We start from the raw sequence: 18565 nt of genomic DNA, 5'->3' as shown, positions 1-18565 counted from the left end.
TCAAGATCAGGGCATGGCCTTCTGCCAGCCTTCTGAGCCATTTTATCGCTGGCTGTCCCCGGTCTGATCTTGGTCACTGTGGAGGGCCTGGTAGATGGCCTCGGCCTTGGCTGAGCCGATGCCCTTGACGGCCTCCAGCTCCTCCTGGGAGGCCTGACGCATGCGCTTGACCGACCCAAAATGATTGAGCAGCTTCTTCTGATAGGCGGGGCCGATGCCCGGAATCTCATCCAGGGCCGACCGGAGGGCACCCTTGCGCCGGGTCTGCCGGTGGTAGGTGATAGCGAACCGGTGGGATTCGTCGCGCACCCGCTGCAGTAGGTACATGCCCTCGGACTGGCGCTTGAGGATGATGGGATAGTCGTCGTCAGGCACCCAGACCTCCTCCAGGCGCTTGGCCAGCCCGCACAGGGCCACATCGTCCACACCACAGTCGTGCAGGGCCCGGGCCGCAGCTGTCACCTGGGGTTTGCCGCCATCGACCACGACCAGGTTGGGCTTGTAGGCGAAGTGGCGGGCGGCGGTGTTCTGCTGGACGATGGCCCCCTCCTCCTGCTCCACCAATTCGGGTGCCTTGTCGCTGGCCTTTCGCTCGGCCTCCATGCTGTCGCCGCTGTCGCCGGCGATGTTACCGTGACGGAAGCGCCGGGTCAGGGTCTCGTAGATGGCGCTCATATCGTCCACGGCGCCCTTGCCGTCCTCACCGCGGATGGCGAACCGGCGGTACTCGGACTTCTTGGGGACAGCATCCTCGAAGACCACCATGGAGGCCACCTGGAACTGGCCGCCCACGGTGTTGGAGATGTCGTAGCACTCGATGCGCAGCGGGGCACGGTCCAGCTCAAGGGCCTTGGCCACGTCGTTCATGGCCTGGGTGCGGGTGCCCATGTCGCTCATGCGGCTGAGCTTGCTGCGCTGGAGGGCCTGGCGGGCGTTGGCGTTGGCCCGGTCCATCAAGGACTTCTTTTCGCCCCGGCTGGCTACACGGATGATCACTGCGGATCCGCGCAGCTCCCGCAGCCACTCCTGCAGGTCACCGGTCCGATCCGGCTGGATGGGAACAATGACCTCGGGAGGCACCGGCGAGATGGGGGCCAGCAGGTCGGCACGTCCGGTCTGATCCTGATGGCGGTGCCGGCTCCTGGTGGCCTTGGCCCGGGCCTCGGCATCCAGAGCTGTGACCTTCTGGGTGGAGCCCATGGCATCCCGGTCCTGGCTGATGGAGACAGGGGTATCCGACTCTCCGGGCAGCTTGTGCAGCTCGCTATCGTTCTCATTCATCAGGTCCGAGTAGACCTGCACCAAGAGGTCGCTGATCAGCTCGCTGTCGGAGACGTCCTCGACCCGCTCCACGCTCCAGTTGCGTTCGCCGCGGATGGCCCCTGAGCGCACGAAGAAGGCGTGGACCGAGGCCTCCAGTTCGTCCGAGGCCACGCCAAAGACGTCCACATCCACGTTGGAGGCGAAGGCCACGGCATTCTGCTCGATGACCGTGTCCAGCATGGCGATCTGGTCGCGCAGGCGGGCGGCCTTCTCGAAGTCCAGATCCTCGCTGGCCTTCTGCATGCTCCTGGTCAGTCTGGCCCGGTAGCTCTTGCCCAGCCTGCCGGTGATGACCCCGGTCAGCTCCGTACACAGACGACGATGGTCGCTGGCGCTGATCCGGCCCACACAGGGGGCCGAGCACTTGCCGATGGAGGCCAGCAGGCAGGCACGGCCGCTGAGCTTGGCCTTGCGAAAGACGCCGGGGGTGCAGGTACGCACCGGGTAGGTCTTGAGCAGGGCATCCAGGGTGTGCTTCATGTCCCAGACCTTGGCATAGGGGCCGAAGTAGCGGGTGTCGTGCCGTTTGCGCACGCGGGTCATCCATACCCGGGGGAACTCCTCCCCCACGGATACAGCCAGGTAGGGGTATGTCTTGTCGTCCCGCAGCTTGACGTTGAAGCGGGGATCGAACTCCTTGATCCAGGTGTATTCCAGGGTCAGGGACTCCAGGTCGGTACCCACCACGGTCCACTCCAGGCTCCGGGCCGTCAGCACCATGGTCTGGGTGCGCGGGTGCAGGTTCTCCAGGGGCTGGAAGTAGTTGGTCAGACGGTTGCGCAGGTTCTTGGCCTTGCCCACGTAGATGACCCGGCCGTCGCCGTCCCGCCACTTGTAGACCCCCGGCTGAGTGGGAATGTCCGAGGTCTTGGGACGGAAGAGGTCCCGGCTGTCGCCCAGCAGGGGTGCGCCGTTCTTGTTGACGCCTGTCGTGGTGCCGGTGGCGGACTCCTCCTCCAGGGCTTGGGCGGTGCGTCGCCATACCTGCGGCGTGTGCCGCTCGAAGCAGCTACGAGTCATGATCGGGTGGCCTTGGCTACCTTGGCGGGATCCAGCATGGGCTTCAAGTACTTGCCGGTCCAGCTGTTCGGATTGGCGGCCACCTGCTCAGGGGTGCCCTGGGCCACCACGGTGCCACCGCCGTCGCCGCCCTCGGGTCCCAGGTCGATGATCCAGTCGGCGGTCTTGATCACATCCAGGTTGTGTTCGATGACAATGACCGTGTTGCCCTTGTCGACCAGGCCGTGCAGGACCTTGAGCAGCTTGCGGACATCCTCGAAGTGCAGGCCCGTGGTGGGCTCGTCCAGGATGTAGACGGTCTTGCCGTCGGAGCGCCGCTGCAGCTCGGTGGCCAGCTTGACTCTCTGGGACTCGCCTCCGGACAGGGTGGGAGCCGGCTGGCCCAGGCGGATGTAGCCCAGGCCCACGTCTACCAGGGTGTCCAGGTAGCGGGCGATGGAGGGATAGGCCTTGAAGAAGTGGGCGGCCTCCTCGATGGGCATGTCCAGCACATCCGAGACGGTCTTGCCATTATAGGTGACCTCAAGGGTCTCCCTGTTGTAGCGCTTGCCGTGGCAGGTCTCGCACTGGACGTAGACGTCGGGCAGGAAGTTCATCTCGATCTTGATGGTTCCGTCACCGTGGCAGGTCTCACAGCGGCCGCCCTTGACGTTGAAGGAGAATCGGCCTGGCCCGTAGCCGCGCACCTGGGCCTCGGGGGTCTTGGCGAAAAGCTGGCGGATCTTGTCCCAGACGCCGGTGTAGGTGGCCGGGTTGGAGCGCGGGGTGCGGCCGATGGGGTTCTGATCCACGTGGATGACCTTGCGCACCTGGTCCACGCCCTCCACCCTGGTGTGCTTGCCGGGCACGATGCGGGCGTTGTTGAGCTGGTCGGCCAGCACCGGATAGAGGATGGAGTTGACCAGGGTGGACTTGCCGGAGCCGGAGACGCCGGTGACCAGGGTCATGACCCCCAGCGGGAAGGAGACCTTGAGGTTCTTCAGGTTGTTCTCGCGTGCCCCCACCACGGTCAGTTGGCGGGTCCTGTTGGTCTTGCGGCGGCGTTTAGGCACCTCGATGGACCGGCGTCCGGCGATGTAGTCGGCGGTGATGGAGCGGGAGGCCTTGACCAGGTCCTGCGAGCGCCCAGAGAAGATGACCTCCCCGCCATGCTCGCCGGCCCCCGGGCCGATGTCGACCAGCCAGTCTGCCTGGCGGATGGTGTCCTCGTCGTGTTCGACCACAATCAGGGTGTTGCCCAGGTCGCGCAGCCGCTGCAGGGTCTTGATCAGCCGGTCGTTGTCCCGCTGGTGCAGGCCGATGGAGGGCTCGTCCAGCACATACATGACGCCCACCAAGCCAGAGCCAATCTGAGTGGCCAGACGAATGCGCTGGGCCTCGCCGCCGGAGAGGGTGGCTGCAGCCCTGGAAAGGGTCAGATAGTTCAGGCCCACGTCGTTGAGGAAGCGCAGACGGGCACGAATCTCCTTGAGGACCTCCCCGGCGATCTTGGCCTGGGCGCCCTCCATATGCAGGCCCTCAATCCACTTCAGGCTGGCGGACACGGCCATGTCGCAGACCTGGGCGATGGACAGGCCGTCAACAGTAACGGCCAGGACTTCTGGCTTCAGGCGCTTGCCCTGGCAGACCTGGCAGGGCACCTCGCGCATGTAGGACTCGTAGTACTGCTTCATGGGCTGCGAGTCGGTCTCGTCGTGGCGACGCATCAGGGTGCGGACCACGCCCTCGAACCCGGTGGTGTACTCGCGCAGGCGGCCCCAGCGGTTCCGGTAGGAGACGTCCACCTTGAAGTCGTGCCCGTACATGACGGCGTGACGGACCTCCTCGGGCAGATCCTTCCAAGGGGTCGAGGTGGAGAAGCCCATCTCCTTGGCCAAACCGTCCAGCAGGTGGCCATAGAAGCGCTGCTGGCTCTTGGTGCCGCTCCAGGGCTCCACGGCCCCGTCCTTGAGGCTCTTCGCCGGGTCGGGCACCACCAGCTCGGGGTCGATCTCCAGGTTGAATCCCAGACCGGTGCAGGCCGGGCAGGCTCCGTAGGGGGCGTTGAAGGAGAAGGTCCTGGGTTCGATCTCGTCCAGCTCCAGCTCGTGGCCGTTGGGGCAGGACCGCTTCTCGGAGAAGGGCTGGCGACGCTCGGGGTCCTTGGCATCCAGATCCACGAAGTCGGCCACCACGGTGCCCTTGGCCAAGCGCAGGGCGGTCTCCACGGAGTCGGTCAGCCGCTGGCGCATGCCCTCGCGGATGACCAGCCGGTCCACCACCACCTCGATGGTGTGCTTCTTCTGCTTGGTCAGCTTGATGGAGTCGGACAGCTGGTGCATGTCCCCGTCGATGATGGCCCGGGAGTAGCCGTCGGAGCGCAGGAGCTCCAGGGTCTCCACGAACTCGCCCTTGCGGCCCTTGACGATGGGGGCCAGCAGCTGGAAGCGGGTCCCCTCCGGCCTGGACATGAGGGTGTCGACAATCTGCTGCGGCGACTGGGCGCGTACCTCGGCCCCGCAGACCGGGCAGTGGGGAATGCCGGTCCTGGCGAAGAGCAGGCGCAGGTAGTCGTAGACCTCGGTGATGGTGCCCACGGTGGACCGGGGGTTGCGGTTGGTGGTCTTCTGGTCGATGGAGACGGCCGGGCTCAGGCCCTCGATGAAGTCCACGTCGGGCTTGTCCATCTGGCCCAGGAACTGGCGGGCATAGGCGGAGAGGGACTCCACGTAGCGGCGCTGACCCTCGGCGAAGAGGGTGTCGAAGGCCAGGGAGGACTTGCCGGAGCCTGACAGGCCGGTGAAGACCACCATCCGGTTGCGGGGTATGGACAGGTTGACGTTCTTGAGGTTGTGGGCCCGGGCGCCCTGGATGACGATCTTGCGGTCGTTGGGCACCATGGACAGGTCCGCCACCAGGGACCCCTTGGATTCGATCATGCGCGGGTTTTCGATGGCCGCGTCCACTGTCGACTTAGGCTTGTTCTGCTGCTTCACGTGCTTCCCATCCGCTTCCCTGAAGACCCATGGCCAAGGCTGAGGCCAAAGCCTGACCATACTATCGCCGGGGCCGAATAATTCGAACAGGTGTTCGATGATGGCTTAGATGATCGGGGCGGGCGGATCCAGGGTCGGGTGGCTGCAGCCGTTGAGGAAACAGTCGTGCTGGTGGTCGTTGATCATGCCGGCCGCCTGCAGGAAGGAGTGGACGGTCACCGGTCCAAGGAATCGCAGACCCAGGTCGCGCATATCCTTGCAGACGATGGCCGACAGGTGGTCGTAGCGCGGTATGGACGGATCGTCCGGGTAGTCGTGGTTGATGGTCAGCCCGCCGGTGAAGGACCAGCAGTAGCGGTCGAATGCCTCCCCGGGAAATTGGCGGGCGATCAGGGCCGCGTTGGCCACCGTGGCTTCGATCTTGCGCCGATTGCGGATGATGGCCGGGTCGGCCATGAGACGGTTGATGCGGTCGGCGTCGAAGGCTGCGACGGCCTGAATATCGAAGTTGTCGAAATCCTTGAAGAGGGCCTGGCGGCGGTGCAGGACCAGCTGCCAGCTGAGCCCGCACTGGAATATCTCCAAGGAGAGCATGGCGAAGAGCCTCTGGGAACCGTGCAGGGGTCGGCCCCACTCGTGGTCGTGGTAGCTACGCATGAGCGGATCGTCCACCCGAGCCCAGTCGCATCGATATAAAGGTTCGGCCACTTCACACTCCCCTCTCCAGTATTTGGCTTCAGGCTAGCACCGGCGGTCACCCAGACCGGGTGGTCAATACCACTGAGCCAGGCGGGCCGCTTTAAAGTTGGAATAGAGGCCGGTCGGGCCCATGCCCGGGGCCATCCCCATGGCGGCAGTATGGTTGCGACCGGCAAGGAGAGGAAGCATGTGCCATGACTGACAAGGACAATCCGCGCAGACTCTGGACCGACGATGAGGACCCGATCGAGAGGGCCAAGCGCACCTCCCCTGCCATGCAGGGCAACCAATCAACCTCGGGCTCGTCATCGGCAGCCCGGAGTTCGAGGAATGAGAGTTCAGCATCTTCTAGTGCGTCGACTTCAAATTCTTCGACTTCAAATTCGTCTAGCTCAGGTTCATCGTCTTCAAGTGCCGCAGCCAAGCAGTCTGGTGACTCGTCGAAGAAGTCATCGACTGAAAAAACCAGCGCCAATGAGACCGCCAATAGAGGCGAGAAACACTCTGATAACAGCAGCACTGAGGCAGCACAGGAATCAAATCAGACCAAAAGGCAGGGTCAGCCTGAGAAGGAGCAGGAATCCTCCAAGGGACGCGGCTGGAAGCTCTTCGAGGACATCCTGCTCTGGGTGGCCTGGGTGGCCATGGTGGGCTTCAACGGCTATGCGGAGGTCTACCATTTCAATGGCACGACCGTGGGCGGTCTGGCTCGCAAGGTCGATCTGTGGATCATGCCCGCCGGCTATGTCTTCGCCATCTGGGGGGTCATCTACATCGCCCTGGCCATCTGGCTCTTCCGCTTCTGCCTGGCAGGTCCCAGCCGCAAACGTCTGGGCTTCCTGCCCTTTACACTGAGCGGACTGCTCTTCGTGGCCACCTGCTGCCTGAACATCGCCTGGCTGGCCCTGTGGCACATGGAACGCAACTTCTGGGCCCTGGTCATCATCCTGATTCTGACCGTACTGACCTGGATGCTCTACGCCCTGGTACGCAGGGACGCCACCAAGGCCGGAACCCCCACCGCAGCCAAGGCCCTGGACTGGATTCCCCTGTCCATCTACGCCAGCTGGCTGAGCGTGGCCACCCTGGTCAACGCCGGATACATGGTGGTCGCCGGGCACAAGGTCGGCAGTGCCGTCCAGGGATTCGCCACCATTATTGTGGTCGGCGCCCTCCTGGCCGTCGCTTATCTGATGAACAGGCATGGCAAGGACTGGGTCTTCGGCCTGGTGGTCATCTGGGCCTGCCTGGGCATCGGCATCAGGATCTTCTCCTTCGCGGCCGCCATGGGTGTGCTGGTCATCGCGCTGACCGCCGTAGGCGCCTTCCTGGTCTACTTCCCCTGGAACAAGTTCAGGGTGGTCCGCCGCTGATCCATCCATGATGCATCCATTGCCCCGTCAGCCGAGACGCACTGGCGGGGCTTGCTTCTTGCTACCATGATTCCTTGCAAGTTTTGAATCCATGAGGAAAGTGGGGTCGGAGGCGGCATGGCTATTGAGGCGCAGGGACTTGAGATCCGGATAGGTGCCCGACTACTGCTGCAAGCCACCGACTTCCACGTGACCAAGGGCGACCGGATCGGCCTGGTGGGCCGCAACGGCGCAGGCAAGACCACGCTGACCCGGGTCATCACCGGCGACATGCTCCCCTCGGCCGGCAAGGTGCGGGTGACCGGACAGCTGGGATACCTGCCCCAGTCCACCCATGCAGGTGACTCCGAGCAGAGCGCCCTGGACCGGGTCATGAGCGCCAGAGACATCGCATCCATCATCCAGCGGATGCGCAAGGCCGAGACCGAGATGACCAGTCCCGATCCCAAGGTCATGGAAAAGGCCATGAAGCGCTACGACAAGGCCCAACAGGACTTCGAGAATGCCGGGGGCTATGCGGCCCAATCGCAGGCCATCGTCATGGGTGAGAGCCTGGGGCTGAGCCAGGAGACCCTGCAGCAGGCACTGGGCACCCTCTCCGGCGGTCAGCGCCGACGGGTCGAGCTGGCCAGAATCCTCTTCTCCGACGCTGACACCCTGATTTTGGACGAGCCCACCAACCATTTGGATGCCGACTCCATCGAATGGCTCAAGGGATACCTGCGCCGGTTCGAGGGCGGCTTCCTGATCATCTCCCACTCCACCGAGCTGCTGGACGAGACCGTCAACCGCATCTGGCACCTGGATGCCCAGCGTTCCTGCATCGACATGTACACCATGGGATGGAAGGCCTACCTGCGCCAGCGGGTGGTGGACGAGGAGCGCCGACGCCGCGAGCGGGAGGTGGCCGAGAAGAAGGCCGACCGTCTGATGCGGCAGGGCATTCGCCTGCACGCCAAGGCCACCAAGGCCGTGGCCGCTCAGAACATGATGCGCCGCGCCCAACGCCTGCTGGCCGACACCCAGGAGGCGGAGAAGGCCGAGAAGGTGGCTGACCTGCGCTTCCCGGATCCTGCTCCTTGCGGCCGTACGCCCATCATGGCCGAGGATCTGTCCAAGGCCTACGGCTCCAACATCGTCTTCGCCGACATCAACCTGGCCATCGACAAGGGCTCCCGGGTGGTCATCCTGGGGTACAACGGCGCTGGCAAGACCACCACGCTGCGCCTGCTGGCCGGCATCGAGCAGCCCGACACGGGCAAGGTGACCCTGGGGCATGGGGCCAAGATCGGCTACTTCGCCCAGGAGCACGACACCCTGGATAACGATGTCACCGTTCTGGAGAACCTGCAGCATGTGGCCCCGGACCTGGACAACACCCAGGCGCGGACCATCCTGGGAACCTTCCTCTTTTCAGGGGACGACGCCATGAAGCCCACCAAGGTGCTTTCGGGCGGTGAAAAGACCCGCCTGGCCCTGGCTACCCTGGTGACCAGCCGTGCCAACGTCCTGCTGCTGGACGAGCCCACCAACAACCTGGACCCCGCTTCGCGCGACGAGATACTCAAGGCCATCGCCAAGTACAAGGGGGCCATCGTGCTGGTCACCCACGACGAGGGGGCCGTCAAGGCGCTCAACCCTGAGCGGGTACTGCTCATGCCCGACGGGGATGAGGACCTCTGGAGCGACGACTACCTGGATCTGGTGGCCGAAGAGTAAAGCGGAAGGGGGTCAGTCGTCCTCCCCCAGGACCTCCACGCCCTTGACCCCTGGAGTCTGGCCAATGGATTCGACCAGCTCAGTCACATCCCCCTTGCCCAGCAGGTTGACGGTGACATCGGCGCCCTTCCAGGCATCCCGGTGCAGCTCATGGATGGTCAGCACCCGGGATTCGAATCCCATGCGGGTGGCCAGCAGCAGGGATTCGCGCAGACAGCCGTGGCCGTCCTGATATATGATGCGCAGAACCGTATTCTGACGGTTGCGCAGGAACCACTTGAGGATGGGCGCGATGACCAGGACAGCCAGAAAGTAGAAGATGACCGCCAGGATGGCGATGGCGAAGAGCTGGACCCCGCAGGCCATGCCCACTGCGGCGGCCACCCAGATGGCGCTGGCCGTGGTCAGACCCTTGACCGAATCGTGGTTGAAGAAGATGACTCCGGCGCCGATGAAGCCGATGCCCGAGGCTACACTCGCCGCAATTCGCGAGGCGTCCCAGGAGTAGTTGCCCACAGCGGCCTGGATGCCGTAGAGGGAGACCATGGTGAACAGGCAGCTGCCCAGCCCCACCAGAATGTGGGTGCGGATGCCGGCGTCGTGTTTGAGGAACTCGCGTTCGAAGCCGATCAGGCCACAGAGCACCACCGTCAGGACTACCGCCATAATCTGGCCCTGGTTCGGCATTGCGGATCCCTGCATGTATTTCCCTTCCTGCCCTGGTAAATAGGCAGACCTTATAACGCTTGCAGGACAAGGCCATCGGATAGAGTGGAGCCAGCACGTGGCCGGCCGCGCCGCCGCCGCACGTGGACCTTTTGAATGAGGGGTGTGATGCCATGAAGCCGTCACCAGATGAACGCCGCGAAGCCCGCCGGACTCTGGCTACCAGTGCCTATTCCGCCGACATGATCCGATCCCTGGAGCAGCCGTTTTTGGATGACGGGGTGCCCCTGATGCGTATCGCCGCCGGATCCCTGGCCTCCGTGGCCGACGTCATGCTGACCCAGGCCGGGCTGGAGCCGGCAGGAGCCAGGATCGTCCTGCTGGCAGGGGCCGGTAACAATGGCGGCGACGGGCTCTATGCCTCGGCTGATCTGGCCGGGCACGGGGCCGACGTGACCGTGGTGGCCACCGGACGCAGCCTGCATCAGGGCGGGTTGGACGCCCTCCTGCGCGCCGGCGGAGTGGTTACGGCCCTGGATCCCCAGGCAGCCATCCCCGGCTGCGAGGCACCGGCCGGACCGGATCAGGCTTCCGAGGAGCTGGACCAGACCCTGGAGCTATGCCGGCAGGCGGATCTGATCATTGATGCCATGACGGGTATCGGCCTCAAGGGGGCGCTGCGCGGCATTCCCGCCGCTCTGGCCGCAGACCTCGGTATGGATGGCGGTCTGCCGGACAGACCCGCCTGGCACGACCCCGCCAGTCAGGATGGGCCCCTGGTGCTGGCCGTGGATACCCCCTCCGGCGTGGACATTGATGAAGGCACCCTGCCCGGGGCCTACATCCCGGCTGATGTGACCGTGACCATGGGGGCCATGAAGCCCTGCCTGATGCTGCCTCCGGCCGCCTACGTCTGCGGCAGAATCGTCCTGGTGGACTTCGGCTTCGACACCTCGGCCCTGGTTCCCAGCGTCTCCTGCATGAACGCCGAGGACTGCGCCGGACTTCTGCGGGCGCCCAGGGTCGATGACACCAAGTACAGCCGGGGCGTGGTCGGCCTGGTCACCGGATCCGCCCTCTACCATGGAGCGGGGCTGCTCTCCAGCAGGGCAGCGGCCAGCGGCAACGTAGGCATGATCCGATACTGCGGTCCCGAACAGGTGGGTGACCTGATCCTACAGGAGCTGCCCGAAACGGTCCTGGGCCGTGGACGGGTCGAGTCCTGGGTGCTGGGCTCGGGCGTACCCACCCGGCAGGCCCAGGAGGCCGCAGGGCCTGAATGCCAGGACGGGCAGCGGGATCTGATCGCCGAAATACTCAATCGTCAGTCCGCAGATCTGGACGAGGACGAGGCAGCAGCCGATCCGCCGGTGGTGGCCGATGCCGGAGCCCTGGACCTGCTGCCGGACCGGTTGGGCCCTCGCACCGTACTGACCCCGCACGCCGGCGAGATGGCCGCCCTGCTCAACTCGCATGGCGAGAACGTGGATGGTGACCAGGTCATGGCCGAACCCCTGCGCTGGGCTGTCCGCGCCTGCCAGCTGACCGGGGCCACCATTCTGCTCAAGGGGGCCATTACGCTGGTGGTCGGCGAGGACGGCACCGACCGCCCTCGGGTCATGACCACCGGTTTCGGTCCGGCCTGGCTGTCTACGGCCGGCTCAGGGGACGTGCTCTCCGGAACCATAGGGGCCATGCTGGCCCAGAACGCCGGACCGATTCAGGATGATGCCACGCTGATGGTGGATCTGACAGCTGCGGCGGCCTTCCTGCATGGCCTTGCCGGTTCCCTGGCCAGCGGCGGCAGACAGACCGGCTGGGAGCAGCCGCTGATCTTCGATCCCCGCAAGCCTCAGGACTTTGCGGATCTGGTAGCCCAGGATAACCAACCGAAAGGCCAGGGAGTCGTTACGGGACGCATGGGGCAGCCGATCCGTGCTGGACAGATAGCGGATGCCCTGCCCAGGGCCATAGGTATGGTCATGTCCAGAACCGAGGGGACTGCCGAGCAGATCGACCAATCCATCCAAGATGTGGACGATGTCTCTCAGTTCTTTGAGAACAGCTCGCTCTGGTTCTGACCACGTCATCAGGAAAGGAGTAGATTCGATGACCTCGCAGCTCATCGTCATGCGTCATGGGGAAAGCGTCTGGACTCAGAAGTCGGTCAACCGTTTCGCCGGTTGGGTGGACGTGCCTCTGACGGATCGCGGACTGGACCAGGCCCGCCATGCCGGACAGCTGCTCAAGGAGTCAGGTCTGCTGCCCGACATGGTCTTCACTTCACTGCTGACCCGCAGCATCGTCACCGCCAACACGGTGTTGGATCTGGTTGATCGGGCCTGGATTCCGGTGGAGCGCACCTGGAGGCTGAACGAACGCCACTATGGCGCCTTCCAGGGACAGACGCGACCGGCCATGCTGGAACGCTACGGCCAGCAGCAATTCAATATCTACCGACGTTCCTACGATGTTCGGCCTCCGGCCATCGAAACCGATTCACCCTACTTTCAGGGAGGGGATCCGCGCTATGCCCCGGCCATGCGCGACGGGTTGGACAGCCAGAATCCGGCCGAGATCCGCGCCGAGTGCCTCAAGGACCTGCTGCTTCGTCTGCATCCCTACTGGCGCAGCCGGATAGCCCCCAACCTGGCCCAGGGCCGGACCGTGCTCATCGTCACCCATGGTTCCGTGGTCCGCAGCCTGATCAAGGTCCTTGAGGGCGTAGATGACAAGGACATCCGATCCATCAATGTGCCCACCGGCGTGCCTATGGTCTACAGCTTCGAGACCGATGAAGACGGCAGCCCCCAGGTCCAGGGCCCGGGTCGCTATCTGGATCAGGAGGCCGCAAACCAGGGCATGGCTGAAACCGCGGCCCTGGGCCGATAGGGCCTTGGGTATAGATTGGCTTATATGACACTGCTCCAACTGCGCTACATCGTCAAGATTGTCGAATGCGGCTCCATGAACGAGGCCTCGCATGAGCTCTACATCTCTCAGCCGGCCCTGAGCTCATCGGTCAAGGAGTTGGAGAACGAGCTGGGCATCGAAATCTTCACCCGCCATTCGCAAGGAATTGCTCTGACCGTGGACGGTGCGGAATTCCTGACCTACGCCCGGCAGATTCTGGACCAGACCGACCTGCTGGAGGCCCGATACCGACAGGTCAGGCCCCGCAAGCAGCTCTGCCGGGTCTCCACCCAGCACTACATGTTCGCCGTGGAAGCGTTCGTGGAGATGATCAACTCCATCGATTCGGACGAGTACGAATTCACCATACGGGAGACGCGTACCAGGGACATCATCGACCAGGTGGCCACCCTCCAGTCCGAGATCGGCATCATCTACGAGTCCGACTTCAACAAACGGGTCCTCTCCAAGATGCTCCGCGAGAAACATCTGGACTTCCACCCCCTCTTCCGGGCGGACCTGCATGTCTTCCTTGCCAGGACCAACCCCCTGGCCGATCGGGCCATGGTGACCATGAAGGATCTTGAGCCCTACCCCTTCCTGCAGTACGAGCAGGGCGAAGAGGGTTCCTTCTACTTCGCTGAGGAGGCGGTCTGGCCCGACTACTCCCCCAAGCAGATCACCGTGAGTGACCGGGCCACCATGCTCAACTTCATCGTCGGGCTCAACGCCTACACGGTCTGCACCGGTATCGACAACGAAGATCTGAACAACGAGAAAATCGTCAGCGTCCCCCTGGAGTCGGATGAATCCATGCTGGTGGGCTGGATCGTCAACAGCCGGACCAAACTGTCCCATGCCGCCGACCTCTATCTGGACAAGCTGCGCCAGGTGGTGTCCAACCACGGATATTCGCTGATTGAACAGGAGTCAGACAAGTAAGAGCCAGGCAAGCGACAGTCCAAGAGGTAACAGTTCCTCCTGCAGCGGTGACGAGTGAACTTCGCCGCTGGTCACTAGTCGCGGTTCACTTTACTGCAAGCGCTTTTCCCTGCGCTCCGATGGAGGGCATCTTCCCCTGGTGGCTCACATCCTGCGATTTGAGTCCCAGGGCCTTGAGCAGGGCTCGATCCAGATGTTCCAATCCGCCTTGGCTCTTGGCCGCTGCGGTCAGATCCCAGACCCTGCCGTTGATCATGATGGTGGGAGTCGAAAACTCCCCTTTGGCGTCCTTGGCGTCCTTGCGGGTGATGGCATAGGCATTGACCTTGTCCACCCATGGCCTGTAGGTGCCCTGGGCGAAACGGTCTGCCAAAGTCCTGGGCACGCCCACGCCCACGGCCTTGTCGGCCAGACGTGCATCGGAGACCGCCTGATAGGAGCTTTCATTGGGCTGGAAGTCTGCTGCAAAGACGGCGGCAGCGAAGGCCGGCAGATGATCCGGATCCTCCTGGGCCACCATGGCCAGGGCGTTGTCCACGCGGCTGGAGTACTGGTCGCTGGAGGCCGAATCCAGGAAGTTCAAAAAGTTGTAGGTGACGTTGATCTGACCGGCGCTGATCATGCGCTGCAGCTGGGGATCGATGACCCGGCCCACCTTGCCGCACCAGGGGCACATGGGGTCCATGAAGATCTCAAGGGTCGGTGCGTCGGCAACCTTCTTCTTGCTGCCGACCCCCTTGGCTGAAACAGTCAGCCCTCCCTGATCGTCGGCCACCGAAGGCTTGACTGTAACCTCTTGCAGGGCCTTGTAGGCCTTGGCATCCCCGCTGGGACCCTGGCTGACTTGCGCGGCCGACGCTCCTGATGAAGGCTTTTGGGCTGACTGGTTGCCTGCGGAATGATCAGCCCAAAGCATGTATATACCTGCCGCAAGCACCAGCACAAGAGCTACCGCCACCAGTATCAACGGAACCCTCCGCGGGCTCAGTGCGGGTGCACTGTCTTCAGAGCCACTCTCCTGAGGCTGACCTGTCTCTACGGGTTTCTCCTCAGTGGCAATTCGCCCATCAGCAGGTTCTGCTGCATCAGCCGAAGTGGCCGAAACGGCAGGCTTGGTCGCATCCACCGCGTCTGCTGTAGTCTGGTCCGGTTCCTCATGACTGTTCTGTCCCAGAGGTTTTGTCATGATCCATGGCCTTCCTTGCGATGATGATCCGTCGGCCTGCCCGCCGGACCTTTACCAATCTACACGAGGGTCGGCCGACAGCATGACCGTCCGAAGAATGTGCGCTCATGTGGCCTGCATCCACAATAGGCCTGCCGATATGAGCCGGTCCTTGCTCAGGCCCCGTAGCGCTCCAGATAGTCCCTGGCGGCATCGGCCGTGCGCTGATCCAGAATGGGCGACCCGTCCGGGCCCTTCATGGAGGCAGCCGCATCGAAGATCTGACGGACGTTAACAATGCTGATGACCGGGAAGTGGAATTCGTCCATGATGGACTCGACAGCCGAGCCCTGGCCCTGTCCGGTGCGCTCCATCCGGTCCACGGAGAGCACCAGGCCGACGATGGTCACCTTGGCCTGGGACATGATCTTGGGCACCACCTGGCGTACCGCGGTCCCTGCGGTCATGACGTCATCCACCAGCAACACCCTCATGCGGTCTCTGAGCTGGGTGCCGACCATGAGGCCTCCGTCGCCATGGTCCTTGACCTCCTTGCGATCAAAGGTGTAGCCGACCGGCATGTCGTGCGCCCCGCTCAGGGCGATGGCTGTGGAGACGGCCAAGGGAATCCCCTTATAAGCCGGGCCGAAAACCGTGTCGATGTCGGCGGGCAGGGTCCCCTGCTTCTCGGCCTGCACGATGGTCCGGGCGTAAAACTCCCCCAGCAGGGCGATCAACCGCCCGTCGTTGAAGGCTCCGGCGTTGATGAAGTAGGGCGAGCGCCGCCCTGACTTCAGGGTGAAGTCACCGAACTTGAGAGCCCCGCTCTGCAGCAGGAAGCTGGTGAAGCCCTCCTGGATTCGGCGGATCTGCTCCTGGGCTTCCCCGTCTTGATTGGTCGTGTTTTCGGCTGCGGATGAGCTCATCGCCAGCACTCCCCTTTCTCGAGCAAATCGGCCAGCTCGGGCCGCTCGTCCAACAGATCGTCCAGCTCCCGGGCCACCCTCATGGGCGCCACAGGGTCTACCAGGGCCGCAGCCCCGACCTCCACGGCGTTGGCCCCCGCATAGAGGAATTCCAAGGCCGTGAGCCCCGAGTCGATGCCCCCGATGCCGATGATGGGAACCTCGGGCAGTGCCTGACGCACCCGCCAGACGAAGGACAAGGCAATAGGCAGGATACAGGGGCCTGAGACACCGCCGGTGCCCTGGGCCAGGATAGGTCTGCCTGTGTTGATATCGATGCGCATGCCCACCAGGGTGTTGATCAGGCTGAGGGCATCCGCTCCCCCATCGACGGCCGCCCGGGCCACCTCCACGATGTCGGTGACGTTGGGGGTCAGCTTGACCACCATGGGCTTGTCGGTCAGGGCCCGAAGGCGGGTGATCAGCCGGTTCAGGGCCTTGGCGTCAGTGCCTACGGACATCCCCCCATGAGAGACGTTGGGGCAGGAAACGTTGATCTCCAGCATGTCCGCCGGGGAGTCGGCCAACCGTTCCACGACCGTGGCATAGTCCTCGTCGCTGTGACCAGCCACATTGGTGATCACATTGGCTCCAAGGGCCTTGAGTCTGGGCAGCTCATCCACCAGGTAATGGTCCACGCCCGGGTTCTGCAGGCCCACGGAGTTGACCATGCCGGCTGGGCTTTCGGCGGTCCTGGGGGTGGGGTTGCCTTCCCAGGGAACCGGCGAAACCCCCTTGGTGGAGATGGCGCCCATCTGGGAGACGTCATAATAGCCCCCGCAGGCATCCAGGTTGAAGGTGCCCGAGGCCGTGCCCACCGGGTTCTTCCAGAGCGTTCCGGCCACAACGGTTCCATGCCGCCAGGCGTGCGGCTCCAAAGGATCCATGATTGTCAGCCCGCTCATCGTGTCTCCTTCTTGTCCTCGTCTGTATTCCAAATCAGACGGTCGGCAGCAAAGACCGGGCCGTCCTTGCAGACCTTGAGCCTGCCGTCCACGGTGTTGACCACGCAGGCCACGCAGGTGCCATAGCCGCAGCCCATACGGGACTCCATGCAGCACTGGGTCGGCAGGCCGACTTTACGGGCCCAGGCGGCAACGGCCCGCATCATGGGTAAGGGGCCGCAGGTCAGGATGATGGTTTGCTCGGGGTTGATGTCTTCGCGAACCCGGTCCAAAAGGGTTATGACATCCCCTGAGGCGTTGTCGATGGACTCAAGCCGGTCGGTCAGCGAGCCCATGATGGCATCGGCGAACCGATCATCCCGGTAGCCCAGCAGGGCGGTGGTGCGCGCTCCAGACCGGTCTTGGAGGCACTGGGCTGCGCGGATAAGCGGAGGGACGCCCAAGCCGCCGCCCACCAACAGATAGTGAGCGGGCTTCTCCAGGTCGAAGCCATGGCCCAGAGGCCCGAGCAGGTCCACAGCCATGCCTGGCCGCAGTCGGGAGAATTCAGAAGTCCCCTGGCCCACCACGGCGAAGATGATCTCGATTTGCTCGCCATCCAGAACTCGGCTGATGCCGAAGGGTCTGGGCATCATGGTTATACGGTCTGCCGAGTAGAGATTGATGAAGGCTCCTGCCGGGGCGTGGGATGCCAGGTAGGGGTCGCGGATGGTCATCCGCCAGACTTGCCTGTCCAGGGGCTCCATGCCGGTGACCAGGGCGGTGCGCCGTCCGGGTAGCCGGCCTGCCTGTCGGGCCTGCTCCTCCACCTGGCTGGTGGATATGAAGAGGTTGGGTTTCATCGGACCTCCTTGATCGCCTGATTGAGATCGTCTTTCATGGCCTGCGCGGCCTGGCGGGCATCGCGGGTGACCATGCCTAGGGCCGCTTGAACGCTGAGCTGCGGGCTGTAGCCCGGATCCTTCCGCCAGGCTCCGATGATTCCCCGTGAGGAGTTGACTACAGCGCCGCCTCCGAACCGGTCGAACATGGGCGCCACATCGGCCCCCGAACCGCCCTGGGCTCCGTAGCCAGGGACCAAGAAGAAGGTGTGGGGCATGGCCCGGCGCAGAAGGGCGCCGTCTTCGGAGTGGGTGGCGCCGACCACGGCTCCGAGCCTGGAGTAGCCCGACTGACCGATGGAGGGCTGCCCCCAGGATTCGACAAGGTCGCCCAGGCGCTGATAGATGGTGCCGCCGCCCGAGTCCCTATCCAGGCCCAGTTCCTGGATCTGGCCGCCCGAAGGGTTGGAGGTGCGCACCAGAGCGAAGAGGTCACCATGGATGTGCTCCGCCGCCTGCAGAAAGGGTTCCACCCCGTCGGAACCCAGGTAGACGTTGATGGTCAGCGCATCCTCGTACCAGGGGAATCGCCCGCCTGTTCGGGCCGGGCCATCTACTTCCTGCCTTGGTGCGAAGGGCAGGGGAAGCCCATCCAGATGGGCTGCGTAGGCTTCGGCCGTGGAGCCGATGTCCCCGCGTTTGACATCCCCGATGACGTAGAGGCCACGGTCGGCTGCGGCCCGGCAGGTGCCGGTGTAGGCCCTGATGCCCCAGGGTCCCAAGGCCTCATACATGGCGATCTGGGGTTTGACTGCGGGCACTAGGCCGGCCACGCCCTCCAGGATGGCCAGGTTGAAGCGCAGATAGGCCCGGGCCAGATGGTCTGCCCAGACGGCCTGGGCCTGCTCGTCCTGGGTCTGTTGCGGGTCCTTGGGGTCCAGGCCCATCTCTGTCATGGTTCCGGCGGTACGCTGCCTGGCCTGTTCAATCAGTTGGCTGGGCAGCAGTTCCGGTCGCGGATCCAGACCAACCACGGTCGGATTGTGCTTGTCCTCGATGAGCGCGGTCAGTCGGTCCAT

Annotated in this window: 14 protein-coding genes; 5 read left to right on the top strand and 9 right to left on the bottom strand. The window is 63.9% G+C overall.

Features of this window, described 5'->3' with window-relative positions; all coding sequences use genetic code 11:
- Positions 1–42 precede the first annotated feature (42 nt).
- The 3 genes from uvrC to J3T93_RS03650 form a co-directional block, all read right to left on the bottom strand.
- Complete coding sequence (uvrC, locus tag J3T93_RS03660; protein ID WP_267430542.1) at positions 43–2343, bottom strand: excinuclease ABC subunit UvrC; 2301 nt, start codon at positions 2341–2343, stop codon at positions 43–45.
- Entirely contained in the window at positions 2340–5261 is a 2922-nt protein-coding gene (gene uvrA / locus J3T93_RS03655) for an excinuclease ABC subunit UvrA (RefSeq protein WP_267430614.1), read from the bottom strand. Before uvrA ends, uvrC begins: the two co-directional genes overlap by 4 nt.
- A gap of 162 nt (positions 5262–5423) precedes the next feature.
- Positions 5424–6026 carry a DNA-3-methyladenine glycosylase I gene (locus J3T93_RS03650; protein ID WP_267430541.1) on the bottom strand — a complete coding sequence of 201 codons (603 nt, stop codon included), beginning with the start codon at positions 6024–6026 and terminating at the stop codon, positions 5424–5426.
- A gap of 185 nt (positions 6027–6211) precedes the next feature.
- On the opposite strand from J3T93_RS03650, the gene J3T93_RS03645 reads away from it, so the two are divergent.
- Both J3T93_RS03645 and J3T93_RS03640 read left to right on the top strand, forming a co-directional pair.
- Entirely contained in the window at positions 6212–7390 is a 1179-nt protein-coding gene (locus tag J3T93_RS03645) for a TspO/MBR family protein (RefSeq protein ID WP_267430540.1), read from the top strand.
- Between the two features lie 117 nt (positions 7391–7507).
- The gene (locus J3T93_RS03640) at positions 7508–9109 is read left to right on the top strand and encodes an ABC-F family ATP-binding cassette domain-containing protein (RefSeq protein ID WP_267430539.1); all 1602 of its coding nucleotides are present in this window, start codon (positions 7508–7510) and stop codon (positions 9107–9109) included.
- 12 nt (positions 9110–9121) lie between these two features.
- Here the strand turns inward: J3T93_RS03640 and J3T93_RS03635 are convergent, their stop codons facing one another.
- Positions 9122–9811: an MgtC/SapB family protein gene (locus J3T93_RS03635; RefSeq protein WP_267430538.1), complete on the bottom strand. Its 690-nt coding sequence runs from the start codon at positions 9809–9811 to the stop codon at positions 9122–9124.
- Between the two features lie 137 nt (positions 9812–9948).
- On the opposite strand from J3T93_RS03635, the gene J3T93_RS03630 reads away from it, so the two are divergent.
- The 3 genes from J3T93_RS03630 to J3T93_RS03620 are packed head-to-tail and all read left to right on the top strand — an operon-like array spanning position 9949 to position 13630.
- A complete protein-coding gene (locus tag J3T93_RS03630) occupies positions 9949–11856 on the top strand; it encodes a bifunctional ADP-dependent NAD(P)H-hydrate dehydratase/NAD(P)H-hydrate epimerase (RefSeq protein ID WP_267430537.1) in 1908 nt (635 codons plus the stop codon).
- 28 nt (positions 11857–11884) lie between these two features.
- On the top strand, positions 11885–12667 hold the full coding sequence (locus J3T93_RS03625; RefSeq protein WP_267430536.1) for a 2,3-bisphosphoglycerate-dependent phosphoglycerate mutase: 783 nt from the start codon (positions 11885–11887) through the stop codon (positions 12665–12667).
- A gap of 24 nt (positions 12668–12691) precedes the next feature.
- A complete protein-coding gene (locus J3T93_RS03620) occupies positions 12692–13630 on the top strand; it encodes a LysR family transcriptional regulator (RefSeq protein ID WP_267430535.1) in 939 nt (312 codons plus the stop codon).
- Between the two features lie 85 nt (positions 13631–13715).
- Here the strand turns inward: J3T93_RS03620 and J3T93_RS03615 are convergent, their stop codons facing one another.
- From J3T93_RS03615 to pyrF, 5 genes are all read right to left on the bottom strand, one after another.
- Positions 13716–14816 carry a DsbA family protein gene (locus J3T93_RS03615; protein ID WP_267430534.1) on the bottom strand — a complete coding sequence of 367 codons (1101 nt, stop codon included), beginning with the start codon at positions 14814–14816 and terminating at the stop codon, positions 13716–13718.
- A 155-nt stretch (positions 14817–14971) separates the two neighbouring features.
- Positions 14972–15664, bottom strand: a complete 693-nt coding sequence (gene pyrE, locus J3T93_RS03610) for an orotate phosphoribosyltransferase (RefSeq protein WP_267430613.1) — start codon at positions 15662–15664, stop codon at positions 14972–14974.
- A gap of 53 nt (positions 15665–15717) precedes the next feature.
- Positions 15718–16665 carry a dihydroorotate dehydrogenase gene (locus J3T93_RS03605; RefSeq protein ID WP_267430532.1) on the bottom strand — a complete coding sequence of 316 codons (948 nt, stop codon included), beginning with the start codon at positions 16663–16665 and terminating at the stop codon, positions 15718–15720.
- On the bottom strand, positions 16662–17507 hold the full coding sequence (locus J3T93_RS03600) for a dihydroorotate dehydrogenase electron transfer subunit (protein ID WP_267430531.1): 846 nt from the start codon (positions 17505–17507) through the stop codon (positions 16662–16664). The genes J3T93_RS03605 and J3T93_RS03600 overlap by 4 nt, the downstream gene beginning before the upstream one ends.
- On the bottom strand, positions 17504–18565 hold the full coding sequence (pyrF, locus tag J3T93_RS03595; protein ID WP_267430530.1) for an orotidine-5'-phosphate decarboxylase: 1062 nt from the start codon (positions 18563–18565) through the stop codon (positions 17504–17506). The genes J3T93_RS03600 and pyrF overlap by 4 nt, the downstream gene beginning before the upstream one ends.

The sequence above is a fragment of the Bifidobacterium sp. B4111 genome (assembly GCF_026537235.1).
In the GTDB taxonomy this organism is placed as follows: Bacteria; Actinomycetota; Actinomycetes; order Actinomycetales; family Bifidobacteriaceae; genus Bombiscardovia.
This window is presented reverse-complemented; position numbering and strand designations above follow the sequence as displayed.